Annotated in this window: 17 protein-coding genes; 4 read left to right on the forward strand and 13 right to left on the reverse strand. The window is 52.0% G+C overall.

Annotation, left to right across the window (positions count from 1 at the left end; translation table 11 throughout):
* Nucleotides 1-129: 129 nt before the first annotated feature.
* The 4 genes from PG722_RS10375 to pdxT all read left to right on the forward strand — a co-directional run bounded on the left by PG722_RS10375 (nt 130) and on the right by pdxT (nt 4,244).
* Complete coding sequence (locus PG722_RS10375) at nt 130-642, forward strand: hypothetical protein (RefSeq protein WP_270580494.1); 513 nt, start codon at nt 130-132, stop codon at nt 640-642.
* Nucleotides 643-703: 61 nt separating this feature from the next.
* Entirely contained in the window at nt 704-2,623 is a 1,920-nt protein-coding gene (locus PG722_RS10380) for an HlyD family secretion protein (protein ID WP_270580495.1), read from the forward strand.
* Between the two features lie 162 nt (nt 2,624-2,785).
* The gene (gene pdxS, locus PG722_RS10385) at nt 2,786-3,658 is read left to right on the forward strand and encodes a pyridoxal 5'-phosphate synthase lyase subunit PdxS (protein ID WP_110436780.1); all 873 of its coding nucleotides are present in this window, start codon (nt 2,786-2,788) and stop codon (nt 3,656-3,658) included.
* A gap of 1 nt (nt 3,659) precedes the next feature.
* Nucleotides 3,660-4,244: a pyridoxal 5'-phosphate synthase glutaminase subunit PdxT gene (gene pdxT / locus PG722_RS10390; RefSeq protein ID WP_270580496.1), complete on the forward strand. Its 585-nt coding sequence runs from the start codon at nt 3,660-3,662 to the stop codon at nt 4,242-4,244.
* Nucleotides 4,245-4,666: 422 nt separating this feature from the next.
* Here pdxT and PG722_RS10395 read toward each other — a convergent pair whose 3' ends face one another.
* The 13 genes from PG722_RS10395 to mutS form a co-directional block, all read right to left on the reverse strand.
* On the reverse strand, nt 4,667-5,479 hold the full coding sequence (locus tag PG722_RS10395; protein ID WP_270580497.1) for a Cof-type HAD-IIB family hydrolase: 813 nt from the start codon (nt 5,477-5,479) through the stop codon (nt 4,667-4,669).
* Nucleotides 5,476-6,396 (reverse strand): RluA family pseudouridine synthase, encoded by a 921-nt coding sequence (locus tag PG722_RS10400; RefSeq protein ID WP_270580498.1) that lies wholly within the window; start codon nt 6,394-6,396, stop codon nt 5,476-5,478. The genes PG722_RS10395 and PG722_RS10400 overlap by 4 nt, the downstream gene beginning before the upstream one ends.
* A gap of 2 nt (nt 6,397-6,398) precedes the next feature.
* Nucleotides 6,399-6,869: a signal peptidase II gene (gene lspA / locus PG722_RS10405; protein ID WP_270580499.1), complete on the reverse strand. Its 471-nt coding sequence runs from the start codon at nt 6,867-6,869 to the stop codon at nt 6,399-6,401.
* A gap of 61 nt (nt 6,870-6,930) precedes the next feature.
* Nucleotides 6,931-9,720: an isoleucine--tRNA ligase gene (gene ileS, locus PG722_RS10410; protein WP_118359407.1), complete on the reverse strand. Its 2,790-nt coding sequence runs from the start codon at nt 9,718-9,720 to the stop codon at nt 6,931-6,933.
* Nucleotides 9,721-9,747: 27 nt separating this feature from the next.
* Nucleotides 9,748-10,341: a DivIVA domain-containing protein gene (locus PG722_RS10415; protein ID WP_117488033.1), complete on the reverse strand. Its 594-nt coding sequence runs from the start codon at nt 10,339-10,341 to the stop codon at nt 9,748-9,750.
* 95 nt (nt 10,342-10,436) lie between these two features.
* The gene (locus PG722_RS10420; protein ID WP_147358098.1) at nt 10,437-10,715 is read right to left on the reverse strand and encodes a YggT family protein; all 279 of its coding nucleotides are present in this window, start codon (nt 10,713-10,715) and stop codon (nt 10,437-10,439) included.
* Between the two features lie 9 nt (nt 10,716-10,724).
* Nucleotides 10,725-11,225 (reverse strand): cell division protein SepF, encoded by a 501-nt coding sequence (locus PG722_RS10425; RefSeq protein WP_243022707.1) that lies wholly within the window; start codon nt 11,223-11,225, stop codon nt 10,725-10,727.
* Between the two features lie 20 nt (nt 11,226-11,245).
* Nucleotides 11,246-11,971 (reverse strand): YggS family pyridoxal phosphate-dependent enzyme, encoded by a 726-nt coding sequence (locus PG722_RS10430; protein WP_118359411.1) that lies wholly within the window; start codon nt 11,969-11,971, stop codon nt 11,246-11,248.
* Nucleotides 11,968-13,257 (reverse strand): HlyD family efflux transporter periplasmic adaptor subunit, encoded by a 1,290-nt coding sequence (locus tag PG722_RS10435; protein ID WP_270580500.1) that lies wholly within the window; start codon nt 13,255-13,257, stop codon nt 11,968-11,970. Before PG722_RS10435 ends, PG722_RS10430 begins: the two co-directional genes overlap by 4 nt.
* A gap of 19 nt (nt 13,258-13,276) precedes the next feature.
* A complete protein-coding gene (gene hfq / locus PG722_RS10440) occupies nt 13,277-13,525 on the reverse strand; it encodes an RNA chaperone Hfq (protein WP_199667438.1) in 249 nt (82 codons plus the stop codon).
* Nucleotides 13,526-13,557: 32 nt separating this feature from the next.
* Nucleotides 13,558-14,499: a tRNA (adenosine(37)-N6)-dimethylallyltransferase MiaA gene (gene miaA, locus PG722_RS10445; protein ID WP_118359415.1), complete on the reverse strand. Its 942-nt coding sequence runs from the start codon at nt 14,497-14,499 to the stop codon at nt 13,558-13,560.
* 16 nt (nt 14,500-14,515) lie between these two features.
* Nucleotides 14,516-16,522 (reverse strand): DNA mismatch repair endonuclease MutL, encoded by a 2,007-nt coding sequence (mutL, locus tag PG722_RS10450; RefSeq protein ID WP_270384733.1) that lies wholly within the window; start codon nt 16,520-16,522, stop codon nt 14,516-14,518.
* 60 nt (nt 16,523-16,582) lie between these two features.
* Nucleotides 16,583-19,177 (reverse strand): DNA mismatch repair protein MutS, encoded by a 2,595-nt coding sequence (gene mutS, locus PG722_RS10455; protein WP_270580501.1) that lies wholly within the window; start codon nt 19,175-19,177, stop codon nt 16,583-16,585.
* Nucleotides 19,178-19,189 lie beyond the last annotated feature (12 nt).

A 19,189-nucleotide genomic window follows, 5' to 3' on the forward strand; every position in this document is an offset into this window, starting at 1 on the left:
ATCGGGCGTGCCTGCCAAAAACAGGCACGCTTTTTTAACAGAATTGTAAAGACTGTCCGCTTGTAAAGGTCGATTTGCTGTGCTAAAATGTATAGTGTATAGAAATGCGCATTTGAAGGAGACTTTTACTTGACCAAACAAGTGTTTATCATAAACGGCAGCGGCGGTGTCGGCAAGGATACCGTATGCAGTGCTGCCGCGCAAAGCTGGAAGGTGCAGAACATTTCGTCCATCACACCCATTTTGCAGGTGGCCAAAGCCGCAGGATGGGACGGCACCAAAACACCGGCGGCACGCCGTTTTCTTTCGCAGCTGAAGGCAGACTGCACAGAATTCAACGACCTTCCGTTCCGCTACTGCACAGAACAGCTGCAGATATTTACTGAAAATGATGCGGAACTGCTGTTCGTCCATATCCGGGAACCGGAGGAGATCGAGCGGTTTCGTCAGACAGCAGGCGTAAACTGCAAGACCATTCTCGTGCGTCGACCGACACTTGAGCAGGCACGCGGACAGCTGGGCAACCGCTCAGACGATGGCGTTGCAGCGTACGCCTATGATGCGGAATTCCTCAACGACGGTTCGCTGGAGGAACTGCCCGCAAAAGTACACGACTTTTTACAGGCTTTGATCAAGAGATAACTTTCAAGATCAGGCACGGCTCTGTTTCACAGGAACAGCGCATAGAAAGGAACATCAAAATATGAGCCAGAACAAGAAGAAGTTCTTCGGCAAACGCAAGAATGAACAGGAGCTTGAGCAGACACAGACGCTTCCGCCGATATCAGAAAACACCGCTGATAAGACCGTTCAGACGGAGGAAAACACCGCACCGGAAGAAGCATCCGAAAAAGCTGATGCTGACGAAAAAAATGAGAAGGCAGAGCAGCTTGCTGAATCCTTTTGCAAAAGATTTAATCGAAGCAAGTGCGTCCGCGTTATCATTGCAGCCGGATTGATTATTCTGCTGGTCGGCGGTTCGGTATTTGCTGTCATTCGCTCGCGCAATACCGGCACGGAGGACACAATTCCGACGACTGCAGTCGTTACCTATGGCGATATTGGCACTTATATCGAGGGCAGCGGTGAAACGGCTGCGCGCAATACGGAAGAACTTGGCTTAGGACTTGAGGGCAAAATCTCTCAGGTGCTGGTTTCCGAGGGAGATGAGGTGCATGCCGGTGATCCGCTGGTCGTTGTCGATCCGACCGGAATCCGCGAACAGCTGACAGCGGCACAGGCAGAATTCACTGCCGCGCAGAGTGAGCTGACCAACGCACAGGCAGCGATTACGCAGGCACAGAGCCGCATTGCCTCGGCGCAGAGCCAGTACACCCACGGCAGCGCTACGGCACCGTTCAGCGGCAAGTTTATCGCATCAAGCACATTTGCAGCAGGGCAGAAGGTAAGTGCCGGACAGACCATCGGCCGTATGGTCAACGACAGCCAGATGCAGCTTGCTGTACAGTTTAGTTCGGAATATGCCAAAGATATCAAGGCCGGTCAGACGGCTACGATCTCTACCTCTGTCGGACAGGTTTCCGCTGTGGTTTCGTCGATTGATTCCGCTTCCGGCAAAGGTACTTTCCTTGTTGTATTGACCGTACAGAATCCTTCCGGTGCACTGGCGCAGGGAACGAGTGCTACCGCAACGATCAACAGCGACAGTGCCGGCACGATTTTCTCTTCCGGGTCGGGCACGCTGGACTACATCAAGGAGCAGGTTATCACGGCACCGATCGGCGGTGAAATCACGGCCTATAACGGCTCGAACCACACATACAGCAGCGGTGCAGTCATTATGTCGATCTCCAATGTTGCAGCGCCGGATACTTCGGACGCGCGAAGCAGTCTCACGGCTGCACAGAGCACGGCTGCAGCCGCACAGGCCAAGGTGAGCGAGATTCAGACGCGCATTCTCAAGCTGCAGCAGGAGATTCTGGATGCCACGATGACGGCTTCGATCGACGGCGTTGTCACCTCACTGAACGCGGAAGAAGGGGAGGAGACCGATGGTACCGAGCCTCTGGTTGTTGTTTCCGACCTAAGCGATACCGTTGTTACGGCCGAGCTGATGACAGATGAAGTGCAGTCTGTAGAGCCTGGTCAGACGGTGACAATGAACATGTACACAATGGATGGTTCCGAGCTGCCGCTCACCGGTGTGGTTGACTCGGTTTCGCCGGAGCCGAGTCAGAACACGGGCAGTCAGGGCAGTCTGACGACTTTTAAGGCAATTATCACGGTTGATTCTATCGAAGGTCAGGCGATTTCCAGCGGCATGATGGTCGATTACAAAATTGCAGTTGCCGAATCGGACAGCTGCCTGATGGTACCGACTTCCGCTATCGTTCACACGGCGGATGGCAGTACGGGTGTATTCACCAAAACGCTCATTGACAAGGACGGCAACGAAATTCCATTCGATGATACACTGCCGATTCCGGACGGCATGGAAGCACCCGAAGGCTATCAGCTGGTAGCGGTGGAAACCGGCGTTTCAGATGCGAACAATACCGAAATTTTCTGGGGCGTCGATGAAGGTGCAACGGTTTATCTGAATGCCACACCAAATACATCAAACGCGGTATCTGATGAGGAAAATACAGCATATAACAGCTGATAAGCAGTATAAAGCACGGCTTTTGTTTTAGAACAGAAACCGTGCTTTTCTTTATTTCTTGCAAACTGGCATTGCAAAATAATTGCAATCTGAGTATTTTAACATATTCAGATTGGACGTATAATGCGTTCATACACCAAACAACAAAGGAGTCTGAACGACATGAGCGTACAGTATAAGCTGAACAAGGAGCTGGCCCAGATGCTGAAGGGCGGCGTCATTATGGACGTAACCACACCAGAGCAGGCGAAGATTGCCGAAGCAGCAGGCGCATGTGCAGTTATGGCGCTGGAGCGCATTCCGGCTGACATCCGTGCAGCAGGCGGCGTTTCCCGCATGAGCGACCCGAAGATGATTCGCGGTATTCAGGAAGCAGTTTCCATTCCGGTTATGGCGAAGTGCCGTATCGGCCACTTTGTTGAGGCACAGGTTCTGGAAGCAATCGAGATCGACTATATCGACGAGAGTGAAGTGCTGTCTCCGGCGGACGATGTATACCACATTGATAAGACACAGTTCAAGGTTCCGTTTGTATGCGGTGCGCGTGATCTGGGTGAAGCTCTGCGCCGCATCGCTGAAGGCGCTGCAATGATCCGTACCAAGGGTGAGCCGGGCACCGGTGATGTTGTACAAGCGGTTCGTCACATGCGCGCTATGAACGCAGAGATTCGCCGTGTGCAGAATCTGCGTGAGGATGAGCTGTTTGAGGCCGCAAAGCAACTGCAGGTTCCGGTTGAACTGCTCCGAAGTGTGCATGAAAATGGCCGACTGCCGGTCGTAAACTTTGCAGCAGGCGGCGTTGCAACTCCGGCTGACGCAGCACTGATGATGCAGCTTGGCGCAGAAGGCGTATTCGTTGGTTCGGGCATCTTCAAGTCTGGCGATCCGGCAAAGCGTGCTGCAGCAATCGTAAAGGCGGTTACTAACTACACCGATGCAAAGCTGATTGCAGAACTGTCTACCGATCTGGGTGAAGCAATGGTTGGCATTAACGAGAACGAAATCGCATTGCTGATGGCAGAGCGAGGCAAGTAAAATGGCAGTTGGAATTCTGGCGCTGCAGGGCGCCTTCGCAGAGCATGCCGCAGTGCTGGATAAACTCGGCGTACCGCACTTCGAAATTCGCCAGAAGCGCGATCTGGATCAGCCGATGAATGGTTTGATTATTCCGGGTGGCGAAAGCACAGTAATGAATAAACTCTTGCGCGAGCTGGATTTGTATGATACGCTGCGTGAGCAGATTCAAAACGGACTTCCTGTATTCGGAACCTGTGCCGGTCTGATTCTGCTGGCTAAGCAGATTGATGGTGGCATACCATGCTTCAGTGTGATGGATATCCGCGTAAAGCGTAATGCCTATGGCAGACAGCTTGGCAGTTTTTTCACGGATGATCGGTTTGGCGGTAGCGAGAGAATACCGATGACATTCATTCGCGCACCATATATTGAGAGCGTAGGAAATAATGTCGAGGTGCTATCCATTGTTGACAGTAATATCGTTGCTGCGCAGCAGGATAATATGCTCGTGACCGCATTTCATCCGGAATTAGATGCGGATTTGACGGTGCACCAACATTTTATTCGGATGGTTGAGCAGTTTCGGTTGAAGAATGCGGGATAACTAAAATAAGCGGCTCTGTAAGAGCCGCTTTCGTCTATATAGAAAATCTACTGCACACAAAAACACCAACAGAAAGATATGAGCATGCTATGACTAAATGTGACAATTATGTTTGCTGTCACTGCACGAAAATGATGCATCACAGAAAAACAATTGTCTATATATTTTTGCGATGATTTTATTTTACGAAAACCATACGAGAAAAAGCCTATGCAGATATGAAAACAACTGTGCCGATACATAACCAATTGCAACAAATTATAGAACGTCTTACGAGGATAGAAGAAGCTGAATAAGAAAAATTAGGACAGTCAGCGCAGCAGAGGTGCTGCGTAATTGCCAGCACCTCTAATTATACAAAATCTTTATTTTGTATAATTAATAAACCACCTATTTTATAGACCATTAATAATTAACAGTTTTCATCCTATTTTCTCCAGATACTCTATCATATCAGCCACAGCATGATCATTATTAGAACTTACCATCACATTTACATTTCGCAGCACTTCCGGCTCTGCATTGGCCGGTGCAAACGAAATCTGAGCTTCTTGCAGCATGGATTCATCATTGTAGCTGTCGCCAATAGCAAACACACGTTCAACGTCTGGTAAGTATTCAACAATATTTCGTAGAGCCGAACCCTTATTCACACCAGCGGCTGTGATTTCACAGAATGTCGGCATGCTGGATGTCACATCAAATACATGCGGATATCGAATCAGTAAATCCTGTGTAAGTGCGGTGATTTGTGCCGGTTCACCGGTAAAATTGACCGTACACCAGTCCGCAGTTGCGCTTTTTGCAAACTGCTCATTAGAAAACATCTGATAATCCAAATGCAGCTTGTGCATGTGCTGCAGCGTGTGATCGCTCATTTGACGAATCAGCGCCGTTTCTGCAGTAAAAACCTCACAACCGAATTGTGAATTATTTAACAATACATGCTCGATCATTTCTTTCGTCTCGTACGGCATGCCGGAGCAATACAAAATCTTGCGATTTTCATCGCAAATCAACGAACCATTCATCACACTGTATGGCGCATTGACCGGCAACTGGTCTATATATGTGCCAATAGCATGAGGAGAACGGCCGGTCGCAAGCGACAGCCGTCCTCCCTGTTTCGTAAAATATTGTAATGCGCGCAAATTTTCTGCCGGAATTTGCTTTGAATCATCGAGCAGCGTACCATCCATATCGCAGGCCAGCAGCATACCCTTAAACTTTTTCATTGCATACGCTCCAATTTATCAAGAACTTCAGTAAAATATTGTGGCAGCGATGCCGAAAACTCCATCCGCTCCCCTGTTTTTGGGTGCGTGAGCGTCAGCTTCGCTGCATGCAGACATTGACCGCCGATATTGGAAAACCGGTCTTTTTTCAGTCCGTACACCGGATCACCGATAATCGGATGACCAATAGATGCCATATGTACACGAATCTGGTGTGTACGTCCGGTCTCGAGCTGAAATGCCATATATGTGTAGCCGTTATATCGTTTGATGACAGTATAATGCGTGATTGCTTCACGTCCGCCCTCCACGATTGCCATTTTTTTTCGATCCGTCTTGTGACGGGCAATCGGCTTATCCACCGTTCCCGTATCATCCTTAACAGAACCAACCACAATCGCTTCATAGCCGCGATATGCCGTATGCGCCGCAATCTGAGCCGCCAGACTCTGATGTGCGGCGTCATTTTTCGCCACAACGAGCAGACCACTGGTATCCTTATCAATACGATGCACAATGCCCGGTCGATGTTCACCGTTAATACCAGACAGGCTGTCACCACAGTGGTACATCAATGCATTAACCAACGTGCCGTCCCAGTTGCCAGCCGCAGGATGCACAACCATGCCGCGCGGCTTGTTGACCACCACAATATCCGCATCCTCATAAACGATATCCAGCGGAATATTCTCCGGCTTGAGATCAACTTCCTTTAACTCCGGAAGTTGAACCGTAACCGCCTCGCCGCCGACCAGCTTGTAATTTTTCTTGAGCGGCTGACCGTTACAGCTTACTGCCTGCTCTGACAGAAGATTCTGCGCCGCAGAGCGGGTCAGTCCTTCAATCTGCTCTGCCAGCCAGCTGTCGATACGCTTGCCGGATTGCTCTGCCGGAACTGTAAATTGTAATTCACTCATGGTTACTTCTCCGCTTCGCTTGTCTCCTTGTGCTGAAACATAAAATATAGCACAAACAGCACGCCACCTACACAAATGAAGATATCTGCCACATTAAATACCGGAAAATGAATCAGACGGAAGTCAAACATATCGACAACAAAACCGCGTGCTACACGATCAATGGCGTTGCCGAGTGCGCCTGCCGCTACCAGAATCAGCGACCAGCAGCCAAGCTGAGTCTGCAGCATATTCCTGTAAATCGCTGTGAAAATGGCAACTGTAATCACAATGGCCAATATAACAAAAATCCAGCGTGAATCAAACTGCGCGAACAGGCTGAATGCTGCACCGCGGTTCTCAATATAGGTCAAGTGAAACACACCATTGATCAACGGAATGGTCTGCTGTGCCTGCAGGGATGTAAACGCCCAGTATTTCACTGCCTGATCTGCCGCGATCATCAGCAAGATTGCACAAATATAAATCGGCATTTTCTACCTCCAAAACAAAAAGGAGGAACAGAATTGCTCTGCTCCCCCTTGGATTCTTCTTTTAGCCTACAACCTTGGCACAGCGAGCACACAGCCCCGGATGCTTTGCATCAGAACCAACGGTCTTAGCCTGCTTCCAGCAGCGCAGGCACTTCTCACCTGCTGCGCGGGCAACAGCAATCTTCAGACCCGGCAGATTCTCGCTTGCAGCGCCCTCGCCGTCACCGGCAACCACATCAAGTTCGGAAACGATGCACAGATCAGCCAGATCCTGACCACAGCCGTTCAGGAATGCAGCCTGCTCAGCGTCAGCGTAAACAGTAACGCATGCTTCCAGCGGCTTGCCGATGGTCTTAGCGGTACGCGCACCCTCGAGCGCCTTGTTTACGTCATCGCGGAATGCGGTCAGCTTGTCCCACTTAGCACGATCCTCATCGCTGAAGGACAAAGCCTCGTCAGCCTGCGGCATCTCGTTATATGCTACGTTGCGAGCATCATCCTCAGCAGCGTGCGGCATAGCCTGCCAGATTTCGTCTGCGGTAAAGCACAGAATCGGAGACAGCATGCGAACCAGCGCACTCAGAATACGATAGATCGTAGTCTGTGCAGAGCGGCGGCTCAGACCATCGGTCTCATCGCAGTACAGACGATCCTTGATCACATCGAGGTAGAAGTTGGACATATCAACAACACAGAAATTATGAATTGCATGGAATACGGTGTGGAATTCGTAGCTATCATATCCCTCACGAACCTTTGCAGCAAGGTCGTTCAGCTTCATCAGTGCCCACTTATCCAACTCCGGCATATCTGCGTATGCAACAGCGTTGGTCTTAGGATCAAAGTCAAACAGGTTGCCCAGGATGTAGCGAGCCGTGTTGCGGATCTTGAGGTAGTTCTGCGACAGATGCTTGAGCATGTCCTTGGAAATACGCATATCCTGACGGTAGTCAGAAGAAGCAACCCACAGACGCATTACATCTGCGCCATACTGCTTGAGGATATCCTCCGGAGCAATACCATTGCCCAGAGACTTGGACATCTTCTGGCGCTCCTCATCAACGATCATACCGTGGGTGATAACCGTCTTGTACGGAGCCTTGCCCTGCGTAGCAATAGAAGTCAGCATCGAGGACTGGAACCAGCCGCGATACTGGTCATTGCCTTCCAGATATACGTCAACCGGGGTCTTCTGGCCTTCGCGGTTCTCGATAACAGCGCGCCAAGAGGAACCGGAATCGAACCATACGTCCATGGTGTCGGTTTCCTTGTCAAATTCGCTGCAGCCGCACTCACACTTGGTGCCTGCCGGCAGAATCTCAGCAGCCGTCATGTCGAACCATGCGTTGGAGCCCTTTTCACGGAACAGATCAGCAACGGTCTTAATCGTCTGCTCATTTACCAGCGGCTTGCCACACTTCTTGCAGGTGAAGATCGGAATCGGAACACCCCAAACACGCTGACGGGAAATACACCAGTCAGAACGCTCACGGATCATGGAGGTCATGCGCTCCTGACCCCAGCCGGGAATCCACTTGATGTCCTCACAAGCCTTGACTGCGTCATCCTTGAGCGCATCAACAGAGCAGAACCACTGCTCAGTAGTGCGGAAGATGATCGGATTTTTGCAGCGCCAGCAATGCGGATAGCTGTGCACGATGTCCTCGGTTGCGAGAAGTGCGCCGCAGTCATCCAGATCCTTGAGAATAACCTCGTTGGAATCGTCAACGAACATACCCTCGTACTTGCCGGATTCAGCGGTATGGCGTCCCTTGCCGTCAACCGGAACGATGATCGGGATGTTATACCTCTGGCAAACGATAAAGTCATCAGCACCGAAGCCCGGAGCGGTATGAACACAGCCGGTACCGGCATCGAGCGTTACATGATCACCGGTGATAACCAGAGAATCACGGTCGAACAGCGGGTGCTTGGTCTTGATCAGCTCCAGATCAGAGCCAAGAACGGTTGCGAGAACTTCCCAGCTGTCAATACCGGCAGTCTTCATAACAGAAGCAACCAGTTCCTTGGCCAGAACATAAACCTCGCCGTTCGGAACCTTAACGAAATCATACTCGAAGTTCGGGTTCAGAGAAATTGCAAGGTTGCCCGGAATGGTCCAGGTAGTGGTGGTCCAAATTACGAAATATACGTTCTCTTTGGTACCAAGCAGTTTGGTGATAACACCCTTGTCATCGGTTACAGCGAACTTTACAAAGATAGACTTACACGGAACATCCTTGTACTCAATCTCTGCCTCAGCCAGTGCGGTCTCGTCGTGCGGGCACCAGTAAACCGGCTTCTGACCCTTGTAGATGTAACCCTTCTTAGCCATCTCGCCGAAAATCTCAATCTGAGCAGCCTCGTAATCGTGGGTCAGGGTCAGGTACGGACGATCCCAGTCGCCGATAACGCCCAGACGCTTAAACTGGGTACGCTGGGTATTGACATGATCGTGTGCGAACTCTTCACACTTGGAGCGGAACTCCGCAGTGGAAACCTTGCTGCGATCCATGCCGTAAGCCTTGATTGCCTGACGCTCAATCGGAAGACCATGGGTATCCCAGCCCGGAATGTACGGAGCCTGATAACCCATCATATTGCGCGAACGCAGAATAAAATCCTTGAGGATCTTATTCAGTGCATGACCCATATGCAGATTGCCGTTTGCATACGGAGGGCCGTCGTGCAGAACGAAAAGCGGCTTGCCTTCGTTCTTCTTCATCAGTTCATGGTAGAGGTCGTTCTTCTCCCAGTTTTCCAGAAAACCCGGCTCACGCTTCGGCAGACCGGCACGCATCGGGAATTCGGTTTTGGGCAAATTGATCGTGTTGTTGTAATCCTGCTGCATTGTGCAGTATTCAGTCCTTTCGCTTATTTACTTAACGTCCTTCGGGTCGTATTCAGTGCCGAACTGCAGTTCGCCGAAGTCGAATTTACGCGTTGCATCTTCCACCGGTGCATCGCCCTTCCCAGTCGCATTTGTGTTCTTTGCATCTTCAGTCTGCTGTACCGGAGCGAGGTTTTCGCCCTTCGCCAACTCTGCCAGTGCTCTTGCCTGCGACTGATACAGCTTTGCTACATGAGCGATGAACTCAGCAGTGTTCTTGCGGGCAGTCTCCAGTTTCTGTTCCTCGGTGTTGATTTCCGCCTGGGTGTCTTTCACCTTGTTTGCGGTTTCATCCTTCGCAGAAGCAATGATCTCCTCTGCTTCCTTCTTTGCCTTGTCGATTGTCTCCTGTGCAATCGACTGAGCGGTCAGTAGGGTACGGTGCATTCCTTCTTCAACACCGCGGTATTCTTCAATTTTATCGACCAGCACCTTCATTTTTGCCTTCATAGCAGCGTTTTCCTTCTGCATCGCTGCAAATTCCTCTGCAACACGCTCGAGAAAAGTATCGACAGACTTCATGTCATATCCGCCGAAAACTGCTTTTTCAAAGCCGATTTCTTGTATTTCCTGCACCGTCATATGTTTTTCCTCCGTCTTTATATCATTTGCCGTACTGACACGGAAAAATGGTCGGGCTGCGCCCGACCAAAATCAGCGCCGTTTGTCCGGCAGGCTTAAAGCATATATACCATTTGTTCTAAAACAATCAGAACAAAAAATGCCAGCATAAACGCAAAATCAAACGGACAATTCCGCAGTGCACTCACGCGGCTCAGCAGACTGCGAAAAGGTTGAATGAGCGGCTCGGTAACAAGGCACAGAAACTCGTAGATTTTCGAGTCGCTGCCCTGTACGAACCAACTCATGATTGCCCGTGCAAAAAACATAAACTGCAGAATGCGCAATAAGCTACCTACGAAATATATTACCAAGCTGTTCACGATAGTACTCACGATCTGCGCTTAGAAATACATACCGCTGTTTTCCAGTTCGTCGATCAGATCGCCCATAATATCAACATTGTAGGGTGTGATAATATAGGTGCTGTTTGCAACCTTCTTGATCTTGCCTTCGTTTGCATATGCAACACCGCTGAGGAAGTCCACCAGACGGCGGGCAATATCCTTGTTGGTCTGCTCCAGATTGAGGACAACCGTGCGCTTGTCCTTGAGATGATCTGCAATCTCTGCAGCCGCCTCAAAGCGATCCGGCTTGACCAGAACCACAGCCAGCTGTGTAGTAGTATTGATGTTTACAACCTTATCGCTGCGATCGTGACGGCGCACCTGAGGCGCGTCCTGTGCATCACTGTCGTACGAACGGTCATAGGATCTTCTATTGTAAGATGATGGCTCGCTATCCATCGCAGGTTCTTCGTTTCTCTGACGGGGCATCTCGTCTTCGTAGTCGTCCTCCAACTCGCTGCCCTTTACCCAATCAATAAAGCCTTTGATTGAACCCATGCCAAGTTCCTCCTTATGTTTTAAGGCGAAACGATCTGATACGGCCGTTTGCCAAAGATCGCCGTGCCCACGCGAACCATGTTCGCTCCGCACGCAATCGCCGTTTCAAAATCATTCGTCATTCCCATAGACAAATAATCCATATCTACATTATCGTATTTTTTCGTCAAAATGTCAATAAATACTTGACGCATTTCGGTAAAGTAGTTTGAATTTTTTGTTTTTTCATCTGCAACGGGAGGAATTGCCATCAATCCGCGGATATGAAGTGACTTTTTTGCGCTCAATTTCACGATCGCATCGTGCAGTTCTTCGGGCGGAAGACCGCTTTTTGCGGCTTCTCTGCCGATATTTACCTCCAGAAGAATATCCTGACAAACACCGCGCTTCTCGGCTTCCTTGGCGATAGCCTCGCCGAGATGAACCGAGCCGACTGACTGAATCAGCGAAACCTTGCCGATCAGGTACTTGACCTTGTTGGTCTGCAGCGTGCCGATAAACTGAAGGTCTGCGCCATCGTAGGCGTCCTGTTCATACTTTTCCTGCAGCTCCTGCACACGGTTTTCACCGCACACGCGGATGCCTGCTTCGATGGCTGCCTGCACGCGCTCGGCGTCATTCATTTTGGTCGCAGCCACCAGCGTAATTTCACTGGGATCGCGCCCTGCCTGCACGGCGGCATTGTTGACGCGCTCGATCACAGATTTTACGCGTTCCTGCAGTTCTTTCTTTTCTTGCTCCGTCATGTTTTCACCACCATATTGTTTTGCAGATTTTTACCTTGAACGATAACCTGGTCTCGCTCGACCAGCATATCGGAGTCGGTCGCACTCTGTTCGACGACATAATAATCGTCCGCCTCAAACAGCTCGTTGATCATTTTGAATTTCTGTATCGAGCCGCTCAGGATGAACACGCCGGGGATTTGCGTAGTCTTTCCGTCGCTGTCTGTTTGTTCCTGCACGCGGACGGCACTCTTCGGCACCTTGAGTCCGGTGTAGGTCGCAATGATAATTTCGATCGGCTGTTCGCGCATGGAAACCATTTCACTGCTGAATTCTGTGCCTTCCATCACCAGCAGAGCTGTATCGCTGTCACCTTGATGGTTGATGGAATGTACGGTTACTTTGGATTCCATCGAAGCCTGCGTAAAGTTTACCGTCAGCTCCTGACCGACCTGCAGACGCTCGGCCTGCTCGGCCGGAATCTTAGCTGCCAGATACCAGTTGAATCCCTTGACGATCTTGCCGAGCGAATTGCTGTTCTCAGCAGACGGCTGCTGCGCAACGGTCTTGTCAAACTGCTCCACGGTCATCTCATCCAGTGAGGATGGTGTGAGAATACTCTCGTATCCATCCACTACCTCGGAGAAATATCCGGACGAAGATGCAGTAAGTTCCGTGGTCCGGCCGGTAAGCTGATGCTCAAGCGAGGACTGCTCAGAAACCAAAGCGTCACGTTCGGCAGATACCTCGTTGGTATCCACGTTGCCTGCCTCACGGCGCAGCGACAGCGTGCGCAGCGAACTTGCGGCAGATGCGACCGAAGAACCGCTGCCTTCCTTCACCTGCTCAGCCAGCTGCTCGATCGTCAGCGTGATGACCTGATCCAGCTTTGCGATGTTTGAGCTGTCCGATGCGGACTGCAGCGCCGTATCCAGAAGAGAAATACGTTCCTCCAGCGGATCGAGCTGTCGGCTCAGGTCCATAGATTCCTGATCGGAATAGATGATCGCTAGCGGTGCGTCCTGCTGTACGCGTTCACCGCTGTACACGATGTGCTTGACCGAGCTTCCCGTGGCATTGTCGATCGGTTCTTCATCGCGGAAGAACCAGCCATCGCTCGTAAAGCTGTCATTAACTGTGACATGCAGAGCCGGTGTGGTCTCCGGTGCAGCCGAAAAAGCGTTAGAAAGACGGCCGCCCAGATAAATCACCATCAGCACCGCCGCAATGATAAATACAACGCGGTTTCCGCCGTCATTCCGCCGTTTTCGCGGCTTGGATTTTGTGCTTTTTGTCTGTTGTCCCATGTAAAGACCTCGTATATGTTCACTGTTCCGCACGCTCCCCTCTCGGTGCATGGAGATCGACTCTATGCTGTGGGATCAGAGTAGAGATTGCGTGCTTATAGATCATTTGCTGTTTTCCGTCGCTCTCCAAAATCACAACGAAGCTGTCGAATCCGCGGACAATACCGCGCATCTGAAAGCCGTTCGTTAAAAATACGGTGATGTTCTGCGCCTGCTGACGCAGTGCACTGAGCATTCTGTCCTGTAAGTTGATTTCGTTTCGCACAATGATTCCTCCAGTTTAAATTACAATTTATGGTATCATTGTACACCGTGGTTTTGAAGATATTTTGTCGTTTCCTGTAAGACGAAAGGAAGTTCTTCTCCACTATTATAATATATCCAGTGGATGCTGTCATCCCTTTTCAGCCAGGTAAGCTGACGTTTTGCATAATTTCTGCTGCGGCGCTTGAGCAATTCGGTACATTCTTCCAATGTTTGCTCGCCGCTCAGATAGCCGAGCAGCTCTTTGTAGCCGATGGCCTGCGCGGCAGTGCCGGTCAGCAGACCGCGCTCCACCAGCCGTTTCGTCTCCTCCAGCAGACCGTTTTCCATCATAAGATCCACTCTGCGGTTGATGCGGTCATACAGAATTTCACGATCAGACGGGCAAACACCGATCTTGAGCGCATCATACTTTGGCTCCGGGCGCTTGTTCCTGCGGTTAAATTCGTCGATCGTCATACCGGTCTGCTCATACACCTCAAGAGCACGAATGACGCGCTTGAGATTATTCGGGTGCAGACGTTCCGCTCCGGCCGGATCTACCTTAGCCAGACAGTCATGTACCGCCTGATTGCCCTGCTCAGCCGCCATCCGCTGATATTTCTCACGCACGGTCAGGTCGGTCTCGTCGCCGGAGAATACGCTGCACTCGATGAGCGCGTCCATGTACAATCCTGTGCCGCCAACAACGATCGGTGTCATCCCGCGCGACAGAATATTCTGCGCAGCAGCGTCTGCCAGTTCGACATACCGCGCCACTGAAAACGTTTCGCCGGGCTCGCATACATCGAACAGATGGTGCGGTACGTCCTGCCGTTCCCTCATATCCGGCTTGGCGGTGCCGATATCCATTTCGCGGTAAAGCTGCATGGAATCCGCAGAAATGATCTCGGTATGCAGTTGTTGCGCCAATGCGACCGATAAGGCGGTTTTGCCGCTGGCAGTCGGTCCGCAGATGCAGATCAAACGGTTTTCCATGCTGTTTCCTCACTTTTTATTGATTTACACGCTTGAACATCTTGTCAAGCTCATATTTGGTCAGACGAACGGTCGTCGGTCTGCCATGCGGGCAGGAACGCACGTTGTCATCGCTCAGCACCCGCTCGCACAGGTCCTGCAACTCGGTCATCGTGGTTGGCTTGCCTGCCTTGATAGCCGCCTTGCATGCTACTGTATGAATCAAATCATCCAGACGATCCGGCACGGTGGTACGGCTGTTCATCGCCTTTTCGGCCAATTCACTGATGACGCTCTGCACATCGCCGCTATCCAGATAAGCGGGCACACTGCGTACGGCAAAGCTGTTCTCGCCAAAGCTGTCGATGGCAAAGCCTGCCTGACGGATGTCCACGATCTGCGACTGCACAGCGGCGGCTTCCTCGCCGGTCAGCTCTACAATTACAGGCGTGAGAAGCTGCTGCTGCGGCATATCGGTCTCCGCACGCAGCTTGTTAAACAGAATACGTTCATGCGCGGCATGCTTGTCGATGAGAATCAAGCCGTCCTTGTCCTCAGCAATGATGTACGTCTGGAAGCATTCGCCGATTACACGCACACCGGCATCCAGCGGCTGCAGGATCTGCGGCTTATCCTTGACCTCCGGTGCGCTGACAGGCGGCACAACAACCATCGGTTCATCTTCCGGCTCCGGCGCCGGCGTATGCACAGCAGGTGTTGGTTCTGCGACCGACGACTCAACCGGCTGTGCCATTCGCGGACAAATCGGTTCCTGCGGTTCGTCCTGCAGGATGCGCGGCGCGGATAGATAACCCGATGCACTGCGCGGACGCTCTGCCTTTGGCGGGATCGAAACGAGAAAATCCTCTAAATCCGGTGCTTCCTCGCCGTTCTTTACCGGTGTAATCGGTGTTGGCTTTACACGCGGCGCGGCAAACGGCTTGGGGTCCACCGGCTTCGGAATCGCAAATCGCTGCTGCTCGTGCGTCAGATTATCCTCACGCGGCGCGGCAGTTGTCCCTTTTTCTTTATGCTCCAGATGCGGCATATTGTCGTTTGCGGCAAGTGCATTCTTGCAGGCAATATACACGACTTCGAAAATCGGCTTTTCCTGCGAAAATTTGACTTCGGTTTTTGCCGGATGCACGTTGACATCGACCGCTGACAGCGGCAGATCAAGGAAAACCGCACCAGACGGATACTTTCCGGTGATAATCGCATTGCGATAGGCCTCTTCCATTGCAGCCTGCATAAGACGGCTCTTGACATAGCGTCCATTGACGAAAAAGTGCTGCATCGAACGGTTGGCACGTCCGGCGTGCGGCTTGACAATGTAGCCGTGTACGGTCATACCGTTGCGCTCGGTCATCGGCACTTCAATCATATTGGCAGTCATTTCCTTGCCGAATACACCGAACACCGGTGCAATTAGCTTGCCCTTGCCGTCCGACGAGAATACCTGCTTGCCGTCGCGAATAAGCGTAAACGCAATCTCCGGATGGGAGAGCGCCGCATGCTGTACTACGCCGAGAATGTAACCCGCCTCGGTGAAGTCCTTTTTGAGAAACTTCATGCGAGCCGGTGTGTTGAAGAACAGGTCGCGCACAACGATTGTTGTGCCTTCCGGACAGCCGGCTTCCTCCTGTGTCTGAATCTCACCGGCTTCCAGATGCAGGTGCAGACCCGCAATCGAACCTGCCTGACGCGTAAACAGATCAATGCGCGTAACCGACGAAATCGCAGCCAATGCTTCACCGCGGAAACCCAATGTGCCGATGGCGTTCAAATCTTCCTCGGTACGCAGCTTGCTGGTCGCGTGGCGGCGGAAAGCCACGGGCGCGTCTTCTGCCGACATGCCGCAGCCGTTATCCGCAATACGCAGATAGGTAATGCCGCCGTTTTCAATCTCCACTGTAATGCGGGTAGAACCTGCGTCGATCGCATTCTCGACCAGCTCCTTCGCCACAGAGGACGGCCGTTCAACAACCTCTCCCGCCGCGATCAGATCCGCAAGATGCGGAGATAATTCATGAATCACTGCCATTTTTCTTTGTTTTCCTTTCCGGAACAAATCATGCTTGGTCTTTCCTGCCCTGATAAATGATTAAACCAGCTTTTTCAGCTCATACAGTGCGTTGAGCGCTTCGATCGGCGTCATGGTGTCCACCTGCAGTGCACGCAGACGTTCGGCTACGGCATCGCCGGAGAGCGAATCCATCGTAATCTGCGGAACGTCTTCCGGTTCCTCGGCTACGGCATGCAGCTCGATTTTCGGCATGGTGGATTCCAGATCAGCCAGCACAGCCTTTGCCCGCTTGATGACCGGATTCGGCACACCGGCCAGCTTTGCAACCTCAATGCCATAGCTGTCATCCGCGCCGCCGCGCACGATTTTGCGCAGGAACGTAATGTCATCCCCGCGCTTTTTAACTGCGATATTGTAATTCTTGACGCCCTTGACCAGATCTTCAAGCACCGTCAGCTCGTGATAATGCGTTGCAAACAGCGCGCGTGCGCCGATGCGCTTCTTGTCCGCTACATACTCTACGACTGCGCGGGCAATGCTCATGCCATCATAGGTAGAGGTTCCGCGGCCAATCTCATCCAAAATGATCAGGCTGGACTTGGTAGCGTGCCGCAGAATGTCCGCGACCTCGCTCATCTCCACCATGAAGGTGGATTGACCGCTTGCCAGATCATCCGACGCACCGACACGGGTAAACACGCGGTCTGCCACGCCGATATGCGCGGATGAGGCCGGTACATACGAGCCAATCTGCGCCATGATGGCAATCAGCGCCACCTGCCGCATATAGGTGGATTTGCCTGCCATATTCGGGCCGGTGATGATAGCAACGCGGTTTTCCTTGCTGTCGAGCAAGGTGTCGTTCGGGATGAACAGACTGTCGGACAGCATTTTCTCAACAACCGGGTGACGACCGTCCTTGATGTCAATGCGGTCAGAAAAATCAACCACCGGACAAACATAGTTGTTATCACAAGCCACATCGGCCAGAGCACACAGAACGTCAAGCGTTGCAATAGCCTGCGCGGTCTTCTGCACGCGGTGTACCTCGGCGGCAATCTGGTCGCGTACAGAAACGAATACTTCGTACTCGAGTGCGGTCAGGCGTTCCTGTGCACCGAGCACGGTGCTCTCGAGCTGTTTCAGCTCCTCGGTGATATAGCGCTCGCTGTTCGCAAGCGTCTGCTTACGAATATAGTTCTCTGGAACCGCCTCCGCATTGGAGCGGCTGACCTCAATATAATAGCCGAACACACGGTTGTAGCCGATTTTCAGCTTGCTGATGCCGGTACGCTCGCGTTCCGCCTGCTCGATTGCGGCAATTTTGCCCTTGCCGCCGGACGCAAGGTCGCGCAGACGGTCAATCTCCTCATTGAAGCCTTTGCGGATCATGCCGCCTTCCCGAAGAAGAATCGGCGGCTCGTCTACAATGGCCTGCTCGACCAGCGCGCGGATGTCTTCGAGCAGATCAATCTTGCCGGTCAGCTCGCGCAGCATAGCCTGGCCGAACAGAGCAGCCTGCGTTTTGATCTCCGGCAGACAAGAAATTGCCGCCGACAGCGCACGCAGATCACGGCAGTTTGCAGTGCCGTAGGCTACACGCCCGATCAGGCGCTCCATATCGAACACCCGCTTGAGTGCGTCCGTCAATGCCGTGCGGGCAATTACATCGTCACACAATGCACCTACCGCCTGCTGACGGCGTGCAATATGCAGCGGATTATACAGCGGTTTTTCAATCCACTGACGAATCAGGCGCGAGCCCATTGCCGTGCGCGTGTGGTCGAGCACCCACAGCAGCGTGCCCTTTTTCTCCTTGGTGCGCATGGTCTCGCAAAGCTCGAGATTGCGGCGTGCGATCAGGTCAAGCTCCATGTACTGACCCTGATGGTACACCTGCAGCTGATTCAGACTGGAAAGGCTGGCCTTCTGCGTCTGTTCAAGGTAATCCAACAGACCGCCGAGGCACCGCACAGTGCACGGCAGGTCGGTCAGACCGACAGCGTCAAAGTCCTGCACCTTGAAGTGCTCCTGAATGCGTTCCGCACTGCGCTGTGCCTCAAAGCACTCCTCCGGCATCGGCTCGATAAGCGCCTCCAGACGTTCCTTCAGAAAGGACTGAAGGCTGTCTGCAGAAATGGCTCCGCCGCCGACCAACACCTCACGCGGCACAAAACGTCCGAACTCACTGGTTATGTCATTCCAGTTATCCGATCCGGTCGCGTACACCGAACCTGTCGTAATATCAGCAAAGCATACGCCGACAGAACCACCGGCTGCGTATACGCAGCCGAGAAAGTTGTTCCGATTTTCATCCAGCATGGAGGCTTCCACGACCGTACCCGGTGTCACGCGTCGGATGATCTCGCGCTTGACCAGACCTTTTGCCTTTTTCGGGTCCTCCATCTGCTCACAGATTGCAATTTTGTAACCCTTCTGCACCAGCTTGGCAATATAGCCTTCCGCACTGTGATACGGTACGCCGCACATCGGTGCACGTTCTCCCTGACCACAGTCGCGGCCGGTCAGCGTCAGCTCCAGCTCGCGGGAGACCAGCTTGGCATCGTCAAAGAACATTTCGTAGAAATCGCCCAGACGGTAAAACAGAATGTAATCTTTATTTTTGTTTTTGATCTCAAAATACTGCTGCATCATGGGCGTCAGTTCAGCCATGTTCTTACCTCT

Source organism: Butyricicoccus sp. OF27-2pH9A (assembly GCF_027693185.1).
Lineage (GTDB): Bacteria > Bacillota > Clostridia > Oscillospirales > Butyricicoccaceae > Agathobaculum > Agathobaculum butyriciproducens.

Excerpts from the sequence above, each read along its gene's own strand:
- PG722_RS10435 (WP_270580500.1), bottom strand. The coding sequence starts at position 13,257 with ATGGGACAACAGACAAAAAGCACAAAATCCAAGCCGCGAAAACGGCGG.
- ileS (WP_118359407.1), bottom strand. The coding sequence starts at position 9,720 with ATGCAGCAGGATTACAACAACACGATCAATTTGCCCAAAACCGAATTC.
- PG722_RS10400 (WP_270580498.1), bottom strand. The coding sequence starts at position 6,396 with ATGAGTGAATTACAATTTACAGTTCCGGCAGAGCAATCCGGCAAGCGT.
- lspA (WP_270580499.1), bottom strand. The coding sequence starts at position 6,869 with ATGCCGATTTATATTTGTGCAATCTTGCTGATGATCGCGGCAGATCAG.
- PG722_RS10395 (WP_270580497.1), bottom strand. The coding sequence starts at position 5,479 with ATGAAAAAGTTTAAGGGTATGCTGCTGGCCTGCGATATGGATGGTACG.
- mutS (WP_270580501.1), bottom strand. The coding sequence starts at position 19,177 with ATGGCTGAACTGACGCCCATGATGCAGCAGTATTTTGAGATCAAAAAC.
- miaA (WP_118359415.1), bottom strand. The coding sequence starts at position 14,499 with ATGGAAAACCGTTTGATCTGCATCTGCGGACCGACTGCCAGCGGCAAA.
- mutL (WP_270384733.1), bottom strand. The coding sequence starts at position 16,522 with ATGGCAGTGATTCATGAATTATCTCCGCATCTTGCGGATCTGATCGCG.
- PG722_RS10430 (WP_118359411.1), bottom strand. The coding sequence starts at position 11,971 with ATGACGGAGCAAGAAAAGAAAGAACTGCAGGAACGCGTAAAATCTGTG.
- PG722_RS10380 (WP_270580495.1), top strand. The coding sequence starts at position 704 with ATGAGCCAGAACAAGAAGAAGTTCTTCGGCAAACGCAAGAATGAACAG.
- PG722_RS10415 (WP_117488033.1), bottom strand. The coding sequence starts at position 10,341 with ATGACGGTGCAGGAAATACAAGAAATCGGCTTTGAAAAAGCAGTTTTC.
- pdxS (WP_110436780.1), top strand. The coding sequence starts at position 2,786 with ATGAGCGTACAGTATAAGCTGAACAAGGAGCTGGCCCAGATGCTGAAG.
- PG722_RS10425 (WP_243022707.1), bottom strand. The coding sequence starts at position 11,225 with ATGGGTTCAATCAAAGGCTTTATTGATTGGGTAAAGGGCAGCGAGTTG.
- pdxT (WP_270580496.1), top strand. The coding sequence starts at position 3,660 with ATGGCAGTTGGAATTCTGGCGCTGCAGGGCGCCTTCGCAGAGCATGCC.